The organism is Allobosea sp. 2KB_26 (genome assembly GCF_052115715.1).
Taxonomy (GTDB): domain Bacteria; phylum Pseudomonadota; class Alphaproteobacteria; order Rhizobiales; family Beijerinckiaceae; genus Allobosea.
The window spans coordinates 1-11,792 of sequence record NZ_JBFRHE010000032.1 but is presented as its reverse complement, the minus strand read 5'-3'; the positions used below and the strand labels follow the sequence as shown (position 1 = coordinate 11,792).

12 protein-coding genes are annotated in these 11,792 nt (G+C 63.0%); 6 read left to right on the top strand and 6 right to left on the bottom strand.

Features of this window, described 5'->3' with window-relative positions:
* Positions 1-855 precede the first annotated feature (855 nt).
* Positions 856-1,173, top strand: coding sequence for a plasmid stabilization protein (locus tag AB4099_RS33880; protein ID WP_441481319.1), 318 nt, complete (start codon positions 856-858; stop codon positions 1,171-1,173).
* Positions 1,174-1,325: 152 nt separating this feature from the next.
* Positions 1,326-1,553, top strand: coding sequence for a hypothetical protein (locus tag AB4099_RS33875; RefSeq protein ID WP_441481318.1), 228 nt, complete (start codon positions 1,326-1,328; stop codon positions 1,551-1,553).
* A 620-nt stretch (positions 1,554-2,173) separates the two neighbouring features.
* On the opposite strand, the gene AB4099_RS33870 is transcribed toward AB4099_RS33875, so the two are convergent.
* The 3 genes from AB4099_RS33870 to AB4099_RS33860 form a co-directional block, all read right to left on the bottom strand.
* A complete protein-coding gene (locus tag AB4099_RS33870) occupies positions 2,174-2,347 on the bottom strand; it encodes a hypothetical protein (protein WP_441481317.1) in 174 nt (57 codons plus the stop codon).
* A 267-nt stretch (positions 2,348-2,614) separates the two neighbouring features.
* The gene (locus AB4099_RS33865; protein ID WP_441481316.1) at positions 2,615-4,405 is read right to left on the bottom strand and encodes a thiamine pyrophosphate-requiring protein; all 1,791 of its coding nucleotides are present in this window, start codon (positions 4,403-4,405) and stop codon (positions 2,615-2,617) included.
* A 48-nt stretch (positions 4,406-4,453) separates the two neighbouring features.
* A complete protein-coding gene (locus AB4099_RS33860) occupies positions 4,454-4,693 on the bottom strand; it encodes a DUF2171 domain-containing protein (protein ID WP_441481315.1) in 240 nt (79 codons plus the stop codon).
* A 227-nt stretch (positions 4,694-4,920) separates the two neighbouring features.
* Here AB4099_RS33860 and AB4099_RS33855 point away from each other — a divergent pair, with 227 nt between their 5' ends.
* From AB4099_RS33855 to AB4099_RS33845, 3 genes are read left to right on the top strand one after another with little or no spacing between them, the layout of a single operon-like run.
* Entirely contained in the window at positions 4,921-5,502 is a 582-nt protein-coding gene (locus AB4099_RS33855; RefSeq protein ID WP_441481314.1) for a (2Fe-2S)-binding protein, read from the top strand.
* Complete coding sequence (locus tag AB4099_RS33850; protein WP_441481313.1) at positions 5,499-6,527, top strand: FAD binding domain-containing protein; 1,029 nt, start codon at positions 5,499-5,501, stop codon at positions 6,525-6,527. The genes AB4099_RS33855 and AB4099_RS33850 overlap by 4 nt, the downstream gene beginning before the upstream one ends.
* Before the next feature lie 12 nt (positions 6,528-6,539).
* Positions 6,540-8,780: a xanthine dehydrogenase family protein molybdopterin-binding subunit gene (locus AB4099_RS33845; RefSeq protein WP_441481312.1), complete on the top strand. Its 2,241-nt coding sequence runs from the start codon at positions 6,540-6,542 to the stop codon at positions 8,778-8,780.
* A 116-nt stretch (positions 8,781-8,896) separates the two neighbouring features.
* Here the strand turns inward: AB4099_RS33845 and AB4099_RS33840 are convergent, their stop codons facing one another.
* Entirely contained in the window at positions 8,897-9,544 is a 648-nt protein-coding gene (locus AB4099_RS33840) for a trimeric intracellular cation channel family protein (protein WP_441481333.1), read from the bottom strand.
* Between AB4099_RS33840 and AB4099_RS33835 the strand changes: the two genes are divergently transcribed.
* Complete coding sequence (locus AB4099_RS33835; protein ID WP_441481332.1) at positions 9,479-9,622, top strand: hypothetical protein; 144 nt, start codon at positions 9,479-9,481, stop codon at positions 9,620-9,622. The two genes, AB4099_RS33840 and AB4099_RS33835, sit on opposite strands and share 66 nt — an antisense overlap.
* A 37-nt stretch (positions 9,623-9,659) precedes the next feature.
* Here the strand turns inward: AB4099_RS33835 and AB4099_RS33830 are convergent, their stop codons facing one another.
* Both AB4099_RS33830 and AB4099_RS33825 read right to left on the bottom strand, forming a co-directional pair.
* The gene (locus AB4099_RS33830; protein ID WP_441481311.1) at positions 9,660-10,940 is read right to left on the bottom strand and encodes a M20 family metallopeptidase; all 1,281 of its coding nucleotides are present in this window, start codon (positions 10,938-10,940) and stop codon (positions 9,660-9,662) included.
* 395 nt (positions 10,941-11,335) lie between these two features.
* Positions 11,336-11,792: cbb3-type cytochrome c oxidase subunit I (locus AB4099_RS33825; protein ID WP_441481310.1), on the bottom strand; the 457-nt coding region annotated here is incomplete at its 5' end.

The following is an 11,792-nucleotide window of genomic DNA, read 5'->3' as shown; positions in this document are numbered from 1 at the left end:
CCCCCAACATTGAAGCGCGACAAACCACCGACCGAGCTACCCCTGAATTGAATCTCGCCGCCAGAAGAGACGCTGTAATTTACATTTTGCCCAGAATTTGCGTCGTAGAAATAAATAGCGTTTCCGCCCACGCTTATCGCCTGGGTTGCGCTCGAGTTGTTGGTGACGTTCCCATACAGCTGGAGATTATCTCCCAGCATTATGGTGTAAGGGCTGCCACCCGAATTATAGGTGATCCCGCTTAGAGACGTGTTCAAGGAAGTGCTGAGGTCGTTGTTCGGCGTCGTCCCATCAAAGATGGCGACGTTACCGAATCCCGGCACGGTGCTTGGCGTCCAGTTCGCACTGGCGTTGAAATCCGATCCCGTGCCGTTCCAGGTTTGCGCCTGCGCTTGCGGAGCCATTGCCGCCAGCACGCCGACCAATGCGGTGCTTCCAAGCAGTCGAATGACGCGACGATTCCCGGGAACGCATCCCCCCTCCGGTAGCCGCGCCATCTTGCCCTTCAGCCGTTCTTGAGCGCGGTTTCACTCGCAGACTCAACTGCTCTCTAGGTTATTTTACTCTCCAGATTATTTCCATACCGTAAGGGGAGAGGCGCAGTCTGACAAACAGTGGTCCCGCATTCATTGCCGACTGCCTGATCGTCCACCCACCAGCCATCCGAGTTTGCTGCGCGCTAGCCGGCTCAATCATGATCTAACATGAACTGGCCCAAGAAGCCGGCGTTGCAAGCTAACCGGGGTCACACCCCACGACGAGCCCGTCTCGTCAGCAGATAGGCTCCAGCTCGGAATTGGAACCTGCGCGCTCGAGTTCCGTTTCTCGAGCTCAACCCACATTCTGGAGGTCCCCATGCCACGCGGTGATAAATCCAAATACACCGACAAACAGGAACGCAAAGCCGATCATATCGCTGAGGGTTACGAGAAGCGCGGAGTTTCTGAGAAAGAGGCCGAACGCAGAGCCTGGGCAACCGTCAATAAGGACGATGGCGGCGGCAAAAAGCCTGGCGGCTCTGGTCGGGGAAAGGAAACAGGTCACCCGGCAGCTCACAAGGGCGGCGAGATAGGTGGTAAGGCATCTAGCTCTCGGTCTGCCGCCGAGCGTTCGGCATCAGCAAAGAAGGCTGCTGCAACGCGTAAGCGGAATGCACAACAGCGCGCTCATTAGTGACGGAAGCCTGGGCCACTGATGTGGTGGGAATTCAACTCTAGCTTCGATGTAATCGGCGCGACCACGAACTGAGTTTCGCACTTATGTGAGGGAGCAAAATGTGCCCTATCGTGAGAAGGTCGCGTTTCGGCTTAATCTTAATCACGCGTATGCAGCGGAAGCTGCACGGGCTTTTGGCGACGGGGGTTGGTGAACGGGCCGCCAGCCAAAGGCTGAGCCATGCCGGATTTGCAACTGATCGAACCATTGAGATCGCGACCGAACGGGCAGCCGCTTTGCAGCAGCGGATGTTCGACAAAATTCGCGCGAAGCCTCTTCAAGATCTCGGTTTTGCGGCGATGATCGGCTTGTTCGTCGGATTCAGCGTGGAGCAATAGCGATGCTCGCGGGGCCCAGCGTGATTGTGGCGGTGGAAATTGGCGCTCGATTGAAAAGGGTCGCGACTGTCTACGGACTATACGCGCGGTCACCGCACTTCTGATCCTCTGTGCCGCCAGCTACGCCTTGAATGCGTTTCACGCTTGGCTTGCTGCATCGGTCGGAGCGATGCAGGCCAGTCTCTTGGTGTCAGCAATGTTTCTGCTACTCGCCCTTTCGGCAACTGTCATCGCTGTGATTGTCAGCCGGACTCGGCGAGCAGCACCGGACCTTAAATCCGTCACCCTGGCCGCAATGCCTGAGCTCGGTCGTCACAAGGCCTGGATTCCCGCTGTCAGCGGCATGGTCTTCGGTGGTGTTGCGGCCCGTGATTGGCCGCAGGGTGACACGCGGTAAGGATGGGCGCGTGCGGCCCCCCTCACGAGGAGTCCAGGGAGGCTTGAACCGCCTGGAGTGAGGGGCCCTTCAGGGTCTGATTTGTGGTGGATTTCGCTGCGCGCTCGGCTTCCGCAACGTTCGGGATCAGGCTTTTTTCTGCCACGAAGGCGCCAGATGGTTCCTGCTGAGCTCGGCCCAGGACGCCCACCGTTCTAGCTGCTGGGCGAGCACCGTGTCTCGATCAGGTCCGGGCGGGGTTTCCGCCGTTCATGCAGACGAGCCGATCGAACATGGAGGCCCAGGCATCGGCCCGCGCGAGACGTTCATAGAGGCGCAAATCCCAGATCAGGTCCGGTTGTAGCAATTGCAGGGCCAGACACAGAGCGCCATAGATGAGCTGACGCAGGCGTTGCACGGCTGGATCTTCGGCTTGCCATGTTCGTTATCGATATCCTCACTACCTGCCAGCCGATCGGCAGATGGCCGATCATTCGGTGCATCAGCGCCCTGGCCTTGGAATCGAGCCCCGGGCAACTGTTCAGCCGCGGCTGCGAGCCGGCTACGATCAGGACGCGAAGCGGCCGGTCACTTGGCCGAACCGATTTCGTCTCATCTCCGTCGCTCTCGGTAATTGTCGAACGTCTCCTCGCCACGTCGACAAGCTTCCCGTTCAGCGATCGAACTATTCTTTTCGACCGGGAATCAGCGAGTTGAGCATGGCCTTAGCCGTATTGGTCACGACGTTCCCAGTCTCCGGATCGCCACTTGCCAGCGCGCCCGCCAGTCCGCGTGCCTGCGCGAAGGTGATATGTGGCGGCAGAGGGGGCACGTTCGGGTCGGTCACCATGTCGAGGACGAAAGGCCGGTCGGCGGCAAGCGCCTCGTCCCAGGCCGGCCCAACCTGCTCGGGATCACTGACCCGGCGACCACCCAGGCCCATCAGCGCCGCGATCTCGGCATAGGGCAGGTCAGGCAGGTCCTGGCTAGCCGGCCATTTCGGATCGCCGGCCTGGAGGCGTTCCTCCCATGTCACGAAAGCCAGTTCCCGGTTGTTCAGAACCATGATCACGAGACGAGGATCGGCCCAGCGCTTCCAGTATTTGGCGATTGTGATGAGCTCGGTGATGCCATTCATCTGCATCGCTCCGTCGCCGACTAGCGCGATGGCGGGGCGATCCGGATGCGCAAACTTGGCGGCGATGGAGTAGGGAATGGCACAGCCCATCGTCGCGAGCGTTCCCGAGACCGAGCCCATCATGCCGCGTCGGAACCTGAGCTGCCTCGCGTACCAGACGGTCGTGGTGCCGCTATCGGCGGTGACGATGCAACGCTCCGGCAGTCGCTCGGACAATTCCGACGCGACGCGTTGCGGGTTTATCGGCGTCGCCTCGACAAGGGCGCTTTCGCGGGCTTCTTGCCAGTCCTCGCTGACATTCGCCTCGATCGTCGCCCGCCAATCCTCCGCCCTCTTGGGCTTGAGGAGCGGCAGCAGCGCTTCCAAAGTCGCGGCCGCATCGCCGATCAGATTGACCTCCATGGGGTAGCGCAGGCCGAGCATGCCGGCATCAATGTCGATCTGGACACCGCGCGCCTGCTCTGCCTTGGGCAGGAATTCGGAATAGGGGAATCCGGAACCGATCATCAGCAGCGTGTCGCAGTGCTGCATCATTTCCCAACTCGCCCTGGTGCCGAGCAGGCCTATCGATCCCGTGCAGAACGAGACGTCGTCCGGAACGGCCGCCTTGCCGAGGAGGGCCTTGGCGATGCCCGCCTTCAGCCTCTCGGCGGTCGCGAGCACGGCGTCGGTCGCGCCGAGCGCGCCGGCGCCGACGAGGATGGCGACTTTCTCGCCCGCATTCAGGACATTGGCAGCGCGCTGGAGAGCGGCATGCGCAGGCACGACCGGCGAGTATTCGGTTCCGACGCCGGAATGGGTCATGCCGTGCTCGCGGCCAGGCTCCTCCATCGCCAGGAGTTGCAGATCATTGGGCAAGATCACGCAAGTAACCCGCCGCTCAGCCTCCGCGATCCGAAATGCGCGATCGATAAGGTGCGGAACCTGTGCTGGCACCGAAGCGGTTTCGACATAGGCGCCAGCAACATCTTTGAAAAGCGATTGCAGGTCGAGATCCTGCTGGTAATGGGAGCCCATCGCCGAGCGCGCCTGCTGGCCGACCAGGGCGACGACAGGGCGGTGATCGAGCCTGGCATCATAGAGCCCGTTGAGCAGATGAACGGCGCCGGGCCCCGAGGTTGCGATGCAGACGCTGACCTTACCGGTGAAGCGCGTTTCGCCCGACGCCATCAGACCAGCCATCTCCTCATGCCTTACCTGCACGAACTCGATGGTGTCCTCGCGTCGATGCAGCGCTGCCATCAGGCCGCCGATACCGTCGCCGGGATAGCCATAGACGCGTCGCACTCCCCACTCGTGCAGGCGCGACCAGATGAAATCCGAAACGGTCTGGGCCATGGCTCTCTCCGGATGGCAGAGGTGCAGAAACGCGCGAAGAAAGCAGAGCTAGTCGCTCTCTGCGGACCATCGCTCCATCGCCTCAGCAGCAGGTACGAGCAGCGTGATCGTGTTTCCCTCGACGCCGGAGACGAGCCCGAGATCGAGGTAGTGGTGCGTCCCACCCGATGCGGAATCGTTCTTCTTCAATTTGAGCAATTGTCCCGCCAGCCCATCGATGGTGCCGACATGGCCGCGGTCCGAGCCGACGACTTCGAGGCCTTCCCGGATCTGATCTTCGAACATCATGGTTTGAGCTCCCGTTTCGAGTGCGGTCGAGGCTGCAACCCATGCGCCGGCCGGTTGGTTCCAGCCTGCTTCCTGCCTTGTCCCATGACGCTTCGGTCGCCGCGCGCAGGCCTCTTAAGGGTTGGTCAGGTGCACGGTCCGCCCCGAAGCAGCAGCCGAACTTAGGGCTGGATCAAACTGTTCCTGTTCGAAGGAACACATCGTGCTCGCGAGCCGTTGTCGTCGAGATGAACTTGCGCGCTCGCGCCCCCCAGAACGACGCCCAGAACCATGCGCCCAAGGAGATCGCCGTGACACTCCGCACGCTCGCTCCCGACGAAAAAGTCGAGATTTCCCTCGGCCTAAATGGCCGGCCCGTTCACATCGAGGTCGATGCTGCGACGACCTTGCTCGATCTCCTGCGCAACCATCTCGCGCTGACCGGGACCAAGAAGGGCTGCGATCACGGTCAATGCGGCGCGTGCACGGTGCTGATCGATGGCGAGCGAATGAATTCGTGCCTGAAGCTCGCGGTGATGCTGGACGGCAGCGATATCACCACGATCGAGGGCTTGGCAGAGGATGGCGCGTTGCATCCCATGCAGCGCGCCTTCATCGAGCGCGATGCATTCCAGTGCGGCTATTGCACGCCGGGACAGATCTGCTCGGCCGTGGCGCTCGTCGCCGAAGGCCGCGCCCATAGCCGCGACGAGATCCGCGAGCTGATGAGCGGGAATATCTGCCGCTGTGGCGCCTATCCGAACATCGTCGACGCCATCGAGGACGTCATCGCCCAGCAGACAGGGCACATGCGGGAGGCCGCAGAATGAACCGCTTCTCCTATCTCCAGGCCGAGAGCCTCGAAGGCGCGCTCGCCGCGCTGGCAGCCGACCCCGGCGCCAGGCTGATTGCCGGCGGCACGAACCTGCTCGATCTGATGAAATATGATGTTGAGCAGCCGGACCGCCTGATCGACATCACCCGCCTCGGGGATCTCGATACGATCGCCGAGACCCCGGACGGCGGCATCCTGATGGGGGCGCTCGTCTCGAATACGACGATCGCCTATCACCCGTTGGTCGCCGGGACTTTCCCGCTGCTGTCGAGCGCGATCTTGGCGGGCGCGACGCCACAACTTCGTAACGCCGCGACGGCGGGCGGCAATCTCAACCAGCGCACTCGCTGCCATTATTTTTACGATGCCGCATTGCCCTGCAACAAGCGCGAACCTGGCAGCGGCTGCCCGGCGATCAAGGGCGTGAACCGCAATCATGCCATTCTCGGCGCGAGCACCGATTGCATCGCAACCCATCCCTCCGACATGTGCGTCGCGCTTGCCGCCCTCTCGGCGAGCGTCCATGTCGCCGGGCCGCAGGGCACCCGGACGATCGCGATGGCGGATTATCATCGGCTGCCGAACGGTTCACCGGATCGCGACACGACGCTCGGCGCGGGCGAGATCGTCACCGGCATCCAGTTGCCCGCCGAGGCGCAACGTTTTGCCGAGCACCACAGCTATCTCAAGCTGCGCGACCGGCTCTCTTATGCCTTCGCGTTGGTTTCCGTCGCGGCCTGTCTGGAAATGGGCAGTGCCGGTGCGATCCGCGATGCGCGGCTGGCACTTGGCGGCGTTGCTCACAAGCCTTGGCGTCGGCCGCAGGCAGAAGAGGTGCTGATTGGCCGTAAGCCCGACGATGCGAGCTTCGCCGCGGCGGCGGACGTTCTGCTGGAAGGAGCACAGGGCCGCGAGCACAATGCCTTCAAGATCGAGCTCGCGCGCCGCGCCATCATTCGCGCACTGACCCAAGCCGCAGCCGGGACGCCGCAATCGCAATCCGACAAGCGCATCGCCTGAGGGAGCACGGCCATGATCAGCAACGATCCCCATGTCGGCTCGCCGCGGAGCCGGGTCGACGGCGTAGCCAAGGTCACCGGCCGCGCGACCTATGCAGCCGAGTTCGTTGCTCCGGACCTGCTTCATGGCTGCATCGTCGGCAGCGCGATTCCGCGCGGCAAGATCCGCGATTTCGATCTCAAGGCGGCGCTTGCAGTGCCGGGTGTGGTGACGATCTTCACCCATGAGAACCGCGCTCACACCGCCTGGTTCGACAGCAGCTACCGGGACCAGGTCGCCCCGCCCGGCAAGCCGCTCCGCCCGCTCCACGACGCCACCATCCAGCACAGCGACCAGCCGATAGCCTTGGTCGTCGCGTCGAGCTTCGAGGCCGCCCGTGACGCGGCCTCCCTGGTCGGCGTGTCCTATGAACGAGAACCGCACGAGACCGATCTCGAGCGCGCCCGCCAGGACAGCTATGAGCCGCCGAAGAAGCGCGCAGGCATCGCGCGGCCGCCCGATCCGAAAGGCGACGCGGAAACTGCCTTCGCAGACGCCCCGATCAAGGTCAGCGCCGAGTACCGCGTCCCGACCGAGCACCATAATCCGATGGAACTGCACGGGACGACGGTGGTCTGGGAGGGCGACGGCAAGATCACCGTCCACGACAAGACGCAGGGCGCGCTCAACACGCAAGGCTATGTTACGTCGGTCTTCGGCCTGGCAACCGAGGATGTCCGCGTGGTTTGTCCCTTCGTCGGTGGCGCCTTTGGCTCCGCGCTGCGGCCGCACCACCAATTGTTCCTCGCGGTGATGGCGTCGCTCGCACTTGAGCGCTCCGTGCGCGTGGAGATGACCCGGGCCCAGATGTTCAGCCATGCGCATCGTCCGCAGACGATCAATTCTGTCGCGATCGGTGCCGATGCCGAAGGGCATATCCGTTCGCTCCAGCACCATGCGGTCGCCGCGACCTCCGGCTACGAGGATTATCAGGAGAACGTCGTCAACTGGTCGGGCATGCTCTATCACAGCGAGACGACGAAGCTCGCCTACGAACTCGCCAAGCTGGACATTCCTACGCCCGGCGACATGCGGGCGCCCGGTGCGCCGACAGGCCTGTTCGCGCTGGAAAGTGCCATGGACGAACTGTCCTTTGCCACCGGCATCGACCCGATCGAACTCAGGCTCAGGAACTACACCACGCGGGACGAGAACGACGACAAGCCGCTGACCTCCAAGGAGCTGCGCGCCTGCTATGCCGAAGGCGCCGCCCGCTTCGGCTGGCACAGGCGCAAGCCGGCGCCGCGCTCGATGACAAACGGCAAGGAGTTGGTGGGCTGGGGCATGGCCAGCGGCGTCTGGGAAGCGATGATGATGAAATCCTCCGCCCGCGCGACGCTGACGCGCGACGGCAGGCTCGAGATCGCCTGCGCCACATCCGATATCGGAACGGGCACCTACACGATCCTCAGCCAGATCGGGGCCGATGCACTGGGGCTCGATCTCGACGCGGTGACCGTGAAGCTCGGCGATTCATCGCTCCCACCAGCCCCGATCCAGGGGGGCTCCTGGACGGCGGCTTCCTCGGGGAGCGCGGTGATGCTGGCCTGCGGAAGGCTGTGCGAGACCCTGCTGAAACACGCAAAGTCCATCGAAGGATCGCCTCTGTCCGGCGCCAGGATCGATGACGTCGTCTTCAATGACGGGTTCGTTCGGTTGCGCCAGGAGCAATCGAGCGCCGTCTCATTCGTCGATGCCCTGAGTGCGGCGCAGGTCGAGCGGATCGAGGCCGAGGAAACAGCCAGTCCTGGCCTGATCGCGCCGCTGCGCCGCGCTTCCTACACCCATTCGGCCGTCTTCGCCGAGGTCCATGTCGACGAGCAACTCAATATCGTGCGCGTGACCCGGGTGGTTAGCGCCATCGCGGCCGGGCGCATCCTCAACCCCAAGACGGCGCGCAGCCAGATCATCGGCGGCGTGGTCTGGGGCATCGGCATGGCCCTGCACGAGGAGACGCTGACCGACCATCGCTTCGGCCGGTTCATGAACAGGAACCTCGGCGAGTATCATGTACCAGCCAATGCCGACATCGGTGGGATCGAGGTCCTCTTTGTCGAGGAGCATGACGACCAGATCAATCCGATCGGCGTGAAGGGGCTGGGCGAGATCGGCGTCGTCGGCACGGCGGCGGCCATCGCCAACGCCATTCATCACGCGACGGGCAAACGCATCCGCAGCCTGCCGATCACCGTCGACAAGCTGCTTGCGGCGTGAGGAGCAGCATAGTTGGCCTCGCGAGAGGCCGATCTCGGCAGATATGGCGCGCCATTGGAAACGCGAGGCCGCGCTTCACCCTCCCTCCCGGGGGGCAAACCGTTGGAGGGGCAAACTTACCGCCCGCTCTCATCCTCCGAAGCATCTATTGCAGCGCGCCCTTGCGCGGAGAGATGAGCGACCGGCAAATGCCAACCACGTCTGATCGCCATGAAACGAAGGCCGAAGCACACGGCAGCTCCAGCCAGCGCTGAAACGCCATAGGAAACGCCGAGCACATGGCCGATAACAACGAAGGACGCGGCGGTCAGCGCTGCGACGGCGTACAAATCGGAACGCAATACCTGCGGAATCTCCGCAAGCAGAACATCGCGCGTCATGCCTCCGCCGATTCCGGTCAGCATGCCCAGAAGCGCTGACATCACCGGGTTTAGTCCGAACTCGATCGCCTTCTGTGCACCGACCACCGCGAAAAACGAAAGGCCTACCGCGTCGAACAGGAGGACGGGGCTACGCAGCTTGCCGACGCCGGCATACCAGAAGAAGGTGATGAGCCCGGCCAGGACTGAGACCAGCAGGTACCGCCAATCCGTCAGAGCGGCAGGCGGGATGGCGCCGATCAGGAGGTCGCGAGTGATCCCGCCAAAATTCCCCGTCACGAACGATAGGACGAGGATACCGAAAATGTCGAGGCGGCGATTGACTGCGGCAACCGCCCCGCTGATCGCGAAAACGAAGGTGCCGCCCAGATCGAGAAGTCGCACAAGGGTTTCGATGGCGATCATGACGGGTCCGCCTGCGAAATCCTACCGCATCCGGACGAAAGCACCGAACAGCATTGAGATGAGACTGATCTGCGATGCAATCGGGTAGAACAGTTCATTTTGTGTTCGGGCCGAGCCAAGCGAGCGCTCCGACGACCAGTGCCTCGACGCCTGTTGCCAGCGTGGGATGGAGGACGGGCGCGAATTGCGGACTGTGATTGACCGGCAGTTCGTTCAGCTTGCCGGCCGCCTTAGCCTGTGCATAGACCTTGGGATCGTTGCCACCCACGAACCAGAACACCGAAGGCACCTGCCACGCGGTGCCGAAGCAGCCGAAATCCTCGCTCGCCGGCGCGGGGCCGGTGTGCTTGACCCGGTCCGGCGAAAAATGGCCGCGAAACGCTGCGGCGATGCGGTTGCTGGCGGCTTCGTCGTTGACGTTCAAAGGGTAGCGGTCGAGCGGCGTGATCTCCGGTTTGCGCGGCGCCCCGGAGGCTTCGGCCTCGGCATTGACGATCCGCTCGATGGCGGCGAGCACATGCTTGCGCACGCCTTCGTCGAACGTACGCACATTGAGCTTGATGATGGCGTCGTCGGGGATGACGTTTTCCTTGGTTCCTGCCTGTAGCACGCCGACAGTGACCACTGCCGCGTCGTTGGCGGCAACCTCGCGGGACACGATGGTCTGGAGACGCAGCACGACGGAGGCCGCCATGATGACGGGATCGATGCTGGCCTGCGGCATCGACCCGTGCGCGCCGCGCCCGAACAGGCGGATTTGCAGGCTGTCCGCAGCGGAGGTTATCGGCCCGGCACTGCCGGCGACCGAGCCGGAGGGACCGACCATGACGTGCTGGCCGAGCACGACATCGGGCTGCGGAAAGCGCTTCAGCAGGCCATCGTCGATCATGGCCTGGGCGCCTTGCGCGGTTTCCTCGCCCGGCTGGAAGACGGCCATCAGGGTGCCCTTCCAGGCATCGCGCGCCTGTGACAGCAATGTCGCCGCACCGACCAGCCAGGCGACATGCATGTCATGTCCGCACATATGGCTCACCGGGACGGTGTTGCCCTCGGCGTCCTTCCCCGTGACCGTGCTGGCGTAGGCAAGGCCTGTGTTCTCCTCGATCGGCAGCGCATCCATGTCAGCGCGCAGCATGACCGTCGGCCCCTCGCCGTTGCGAAGCAATCCGACCACGCCCGTCTTACCCACGCCAGTCGTTACCTCGAAGCCGGCTTTCCTGAGCTTGCCGGCGGCGAGACCCGCAGTTCGCATCTCCCGCATCGACAATTCCGGGTGGGCGTGGACGTCCTTGTAGAGCGCCTCGATATCGGGCAGCAGCTTGTCCAGATCCGTCAAGACGACGGATGCGCTTCCGGAAGAGGTGTGCTCAGCCATGATGATCTCCTCCTATATTTCCGACGGGGGCAAAGGGGTTGCAGCGATGCGTAGATCGGCATGGCCCTGGGCCTGTCGCGCAACGCGGTCCATCCACATATCGAGGCGGCGAAATCCAAGATCGACGCCAATTCTCGTGCGCAACTCCTGCGCGGCGTGATGGCGGGCATCCTGAGATCGAGCCCTTGGCTTTAGCCAGCGCTTGCCTTTTCAGCGCTGAGTTCGGACCTCAGAACACGGCGTGGCCCGTCAATCCCCCTCGCTCGTAGCGAATGGCTGCCTTCAGAGCACTTTCACCATCAAAGACCACGCCACCGAGTGTCGGGCGCGAGTGATGCCGACGTAGAGCTTTGGGGCGGATGCTTCGACATGCGAAAAATCGCCCGGTGGACGAACTATCGATCCCACTGGTCCGAGCTGACGATGCGCGGCAGGGTCTCGAACTGGTGGAACGGCGGAGGCGAGGACAGGGTCCATTCCAGCGTCGTTGCACCTTCGCCCCACGGATTGTCTCCGGCGAGCTGCTTCTTCGTGAAAGCGACGATGACGCCATAGAAGAAGATCAGCAGGCCGGCAGCGAAGATGTAGGAGCCGATCGACGACCAGAAATGCCAGCCGGCGAAGGCATCCGGATAGTCAACGTAATGACGCGGCATGCCGGCAAGGCCAAGGAAATGCTGCGGGAAGAACAGCAGGTTGGCGCCGAAGAAGGCGACCCAGAAGTGCAGCCTGCCGATCCAGTCCGGCATCACATAGCCCGACATCTTCGGGAACCAGTAGTAGAAGCCCGCGAATAGGCCAAACACCGCGCCCAGCGACAGCACGTAGTGGAAATGGGCCACGACGTAGTAG

What these genes read in the sequence shown, in the direction of transcription:
- AB4099_RS33880 (WP_441481319.1), top strand. Translation starts at nt 856, where the DNA reads ATGCCACGCGGTGATAAATCCAAATACACCGACAAACAGGAACGCAAA.
- AB4099_RS33875 (WP_441481318.1), top strand. Translation starts at nt 1,326, where the DNA reads ATGCAGCGGAAGCTGCACGGGCTTTTGGCGACGGGGGTTGGTGAACGG.
- AB4099_RS33865 (WP_441481316.1), bottom strand. Translation starts at nt 4,405, where the DNA reads ATGGCCCAGACCGTTTCGGATTTCATCTGGTCGCGCCTGCACGAGTGG.
- AB4099_RS33860 (WP_441481315.1), bottom strand. Translation starts at nt 4,693, where the DNA reads ATGATGTTCGAAGATCAGATCCGGGAAGGCCTCGAAGTCGTCGGCTCG.
- AB4099_RS33855 (WP_441481314.1), top strand. Translation starts at nt 4,921, where the DNA reads ATGAACTTGCGCGCTCGCGCCCCCCAGAACGACGCCCAGAACCATGCG.
- AB4099_RS33850 (WP_441481313.1), top strand. Translation starts at nt 5,499, where the DNA reads ATGAACCGCTTCTCCTATCTCCAGGCCGAGAGCCTCGAAGGCGCGCTC.
- AB4099_RS33845 (WP_441481312.1), top strand. Translation starts at nt 6,540, where the DNA reads ATGATCAGCAACGATCCCCATGTCGGCTCGCCGCGGAGCCGGGTCGAC.
- AB4099_RS33830 (WP_441481311.1), bottom strand. Translation starts at nt 10,940, where the DNA reads ATGGCTGAGCACACCTCTTCCGGAAGCGCATCCGTCGTCTTGACGGAT.